The 3,727-nt window shown below is 69.8% G+C and carries 2 protein-coding genes and 1 pseudogene; 2 read left to right on the top strand and 1 reads right to left on the bottom strand.

Annotated elements, in window-relative coordinates; translation table 11 throughout:
* A pseudogene (locus R6V09_RS48440) lies at nt 1-180 on the bottom strand (amidase); the annotation flags it as partial.
* A gap of 280 nt (nt 181-460) precedes the next feature.
* Between R6V09_RS48440 and R6V09_RS48435 the strand changes: the two are divergent.
* On the top strand, nt 461-2,320 hold the full coding sequence (locus R6V09_RS48435; RefSeq protein WP_317887821.1) for a family 20 glycosylhydrolase: 1,860 nt from the start codon (nt 461-463) through the stop codon (nt 2,318-2,320).
* 18 nt (nt 2,321-2,338) lie between these two features.
* On the top strand, nt 2,339-3,727 hold a 1,389-nt coding region (locus tag R6V09_RS48430), incomplete at its 3' end, for an alpha-L-fucosidase (RefSeq protein ID WP_317887820.1).

Here is a 3,727-nt window from a genome sequence, read left to right as displayed (position 1 = left end):
GCCCACCGCGTCGGCCTCCGCGAGCGCGGCCTCGGCCCGCACCACCCGGAACGCGCCGATCCGCCCGTCGAGCCGCTCGATCCGGGCGAGATGCTCGGCCACCACCTCACGGGGCGTGGCCCGCTTCTCGCGTACGGCGGCGGAGATCTCGGTGGCGGTACGGCCGATCCAGCTGGTCACGGGCGCGCTCCTTCAATCTACTGGCGAGTACGTAGGGAGAACTGTGCCTCGGCCGGGGCGCCGCGTCGAGAGGCTGCGGGACCTGGGCGGCAGGGGCGGTTCGTCTTGGACATTCGGGGCCGTCTTCTTGGACTTTTCATGAGCCGGTGCCGGGCGGGCACCGGCTGACCTGCTGGTCATCCGATCAATGGCTCAACTTGGCCGCTCCCGCCGCCCATTGACAGCCCCTGAGCGCAGTCCAATCATCAGTCGTCCGATCAATCGCGACCGGTGGAGTGGCATGGCTGAGCGAAGCAAGAGACGGTTCCGGCTGATCGGCTTCGTGGCGGTGTTCGCGCTGCTCACGGCGCCCGTAGCGCCGGCGGTCGCGGCCCAGCAGGAGCAGGCGGCACTCCCGGAGACCGTGCCCGCGCTGTCCAACTGGACGCCGCAGTCCGGGAGTTACGACTTCGGAGCCGGGACCCGGCTGCTGGCCGACAGCGCGAGCGAACGCAGGGTCGCCGACACCCTCGCCGACGACCTGAAGGCGGCAGGCCACGGAACAGTGCCCGTCGTACGGGGCGGTGCCGCCCGGCCCGGCGACATCGTGATCGAAGTCCGGCCGACGCAGGGCTCGTTGGGCACGGAAGGCTATGAACTCCAGGCGGGCAGACGGCTGTCGGTCACCGGCGCGACCGAGACCGGCGCCTTCTACGGCACCCGCACCCTCCTCCAACTGCTCGCCCAGGGAGACCGCATCCCGGCCGGACACACGATCGACGTACCCCGCTACCAGGAACGCGGGGTCGGCGTCTGCGCCTGCTACATCCACATCTCCCTGCCCTGGCTGGAGAACCTGGTGCGCGAGATGGCGTACCACAAGCTCAACCAACTGCTCCTGGAACTCAAGGTGAAGAGCGACGCGCACCCGGAGGCCGACACCTGGGGCTACTACACCAAGGACGAGCTGCGCCGCCTCGTCGCCCTCGGCGACAAATACCACGTCGAGATCATCCCGGAGATCAACTCCCCGGGCCACATGGACCCGTGGATAGAGAACCGCCCCGACCTCCAGCTCACCGACAGCGACGGCAACAAGCAGCCCGCCCGGCTCGACGTCACCCAGCAGGCGGCCTTCGACTACTACACGAGCCTCATGGACGAGTACGCGCAGGTCTTCACCGCGACGAGCTGGCACATGGGCGCCGACGAGTACATGCTCGGTTCCGACTACTCCAAGTACCCGCAGATGCTGCGCTACGCCCAGGAGAAGTACGGCGCGAACGCCACCCCGCAGGACGCCTACATCGACTTCATCAACCGCGTCCAGGCCTACGCCGCGAGCAAGGGCAAGAGGCTGCGCATCTGGAACGACGGGCTCACCGGCGCCAACACCGTGCCGGTGGCGGCGGGCACAACGGTCGAGCACTGGTTGAACGTCACGGAGAAACCGAGCCAACTCATCGCCCAGGGCTACCCGTTGATGAACGCGGCCTACTCCCTCTACCTCGTCCGCGGTGGCTTCCACAGCGACACCGAGTCGCTGTACGACCAGAGCTGGGACCCGCGCAGCTTCGAGGGCGAGAAGCTGACCTCCAGCGCCGGAATCACCGGGGCGAAGATCAGCCTCTGGCCCGACAACGGGCGCGGCGAGACCGAGAACGAGGTCGCCACCGACACCGAGCCCGCGCTGCGCCACCTCGCCCAGGCGACCTGGGGCGACCCGCACCCCGACGCCACCTACGCCCAATTCACCGCACGGGGCAGCGCGGTTGGGCACGCGCCCGGATGGCGGGACCTGACCCGGGTACCGGTGACGGACGGGACGTACACCTTCCGGACGGCGGGCGCCTCCTTCGACGCCACCGTGCAGCGCACGCCGGACGGCTACGCGACGGTGCGGACCGCCGACGGCTGTCTGGAGATACAGGGCGGCAGGCTCACCCTCAACGTGCCGCTCCAGCCGGGAGTCGCGGCCACCCCGCAGCCCTGCGACGCCGCGAACACCATGCAGCGCTGGGAGTTGGCGCCCGTGGCGGGCGGCTACCGGCTGGTGAACGCCATCACACAGATGGTGCTGAGCGTCGCCGACGACGGCGGGCTCGCACAGTACCCGCCGGATCAACACCGGCCCGCAGTCTGGCACTTGACCGCCCACTGACCAGAGGAGTCCCACCCCATGGCCCTCTCCAGACGTCTCTTCGTCCTCTCGGCCACCGCCTTCGCCGCGACCGGCACCGCCACGACCCCCGCCCTCGCGACGCCCCCGCCTCCGTCCGACTCCCGCTACCGCATCCCCGTCAGCCCGGAGGACACCGAAGCCGACCTGGTCCGCAAGGCCTCCCAAGTCCGGCCCACCGCACGGCAGGTGGCCTGGCAGCAGCTGGAGCGGACGGCGTTCCTGCACTTCGGCGTGAACACCTTTACCGGTCTGGAGTGGGGGACCGGTGACGAGGACCCGGACGTGTTCCAGCCGGCCGGCCTCGACACCGACCAGTGGGCCCGCGCCCTGCGCGATGGCGGCTTCAAGCTCGCCATCCTCACCGTCAAGCACCACGACGGCTTCGTCCTCTACCCGTCCCGCTACACCAACCACACGGTGGCCTACAGCAGTTGGCGTGCGGGGGAGGGGGACGTACTGCGGTCCTTCGCCGACTCCATGCGGCGGTATGGCCTCAAGGCCGGCGTCTATCTCTCGCCCGCCGACGAGAACCAGTACCTCCACGGCGTCTACGCCAACGGCAGCGCACGCACCTCACGCACCGTCCCCACCCTTGTCGACGGCGACGACCGTACTCCGGACGCCTTCTACACGCTGGACGCGACCGACTACGGCGCCCACATGCTCAACACCCTCTACGAAGTGCTGACCGAGTACGGCCCGATCGACGAGGTGTGGTTCGACGGTGCCCAGGGCCGCATCCCGCCGGGCCAGGTCGAGGACTACGACTGGGACAGCTGGTACGCCCTGGTCAGGTCACTCGCCCCGGACGCGGCGATCGCCGTGACCGGACCGGACGTGCGCTGGGTGGGCAACGAGGGCGGCACCGCGCGGGAGGACGAGTGGAGCGTCCTGCCGGTCAAGGAGGAGCAGTACGGCCGCACGGACTGGGCGCTGTCCTACGACACCCCCGACGAGGGCAGTCGTAGCGCGCTCGTGGCGGCGCAGCCGAACACCGACTACCTCCAGTGGTGGCCGGCCGAGTGTGATGTGTCGATCCACGACGGCTGGTTCTACCACCCGGACCAACTCCCCAAGAGCGTCGAGGAGTTGATCGACATCTACTTCGGGTCCGTGGGCCGCAACGCGGTGCTGCTGCTCAATGTGCCACCGGACACCGACGGCCTGCTGGCGGACCCGGACGTGGCGCGGCTGCGCGAGTTCCGCGAGCGCGTGGACCGGGAACTGCCCGAGGACCTGGCGCGCGGCGCCCGGACAGCCACGTCACCGGGGCGGGTCACCGTCGACCTCGGGACGGAACGCGAGGTGGACCGCGTCCGGTTGGCGGAGGACGTCCGGCGCTACGGCCAGCAGGTCGAGGCCTTCGTCGTCGAGGCGTACGTCGGC

It is taken from the genome of Streptomyces sp. W16 (assembly GCF_033194735.1).
Lineage (GTDB): Bacteria > Actinomycetota > Actinomycetes > Streptomycetales > Streptomycetaceae > Streptomyces.
Note: the sequence above shows the minus strand (reverse complement) of the source record. Positions and strands in the feature narration are given on the sequence as shown.